The organism is Roseivirga seohaensis, assembly GCF_001592945.1.
GTDB classification, from domain to species: domain Bacteria; phylum Bacteroidota; class Bacteroidia; order Cytophagales; family Cyclobacteriaceae; genus Roseivirga; species Roseivirga seohaensis.
Map to the genome: position 1 here is coordinate 1 of NZ_LRPB01000044.1, position 254 is coordinate 254.

Sequence of the window (254 nt, forward strand, 5' to 3'; positions counted from 1 at the left end):
TGAATTGGCTGCGCCTGGAGTAGCCAAAGTCAAAGTAGCATTGTTGCCTGCTCCATCTTTTATCGTTCCTCCATTCAATGCTAATGAATTGGTTGCCACGTAATCTAAGTCAGCACTTACATCGCCTGATTGTACTGTGTAATTGAAAGTTAAAGTCGATCCTCCTGATCCACTGAAGTAGTTTGCAGTTCTGTCGGTCGTGCCTGTTTCCAATTCTATCTGAGGAAATCCGGTAACCGTAACTGATTCGCTAA

The 254-nt window shown here is 43.7% G+C and carries 1 protein-coding gene; it reads right to left on the reverse strand.

The features are described 5' to 3' along the window. Positions 1 to 254, reverse strand: a 254-nt coding sequence (locus tag AWW67_RS11815; protein WP_141655447.1) for a hypothetical protein, incomplete at both ends; no start/stop codon positions are given.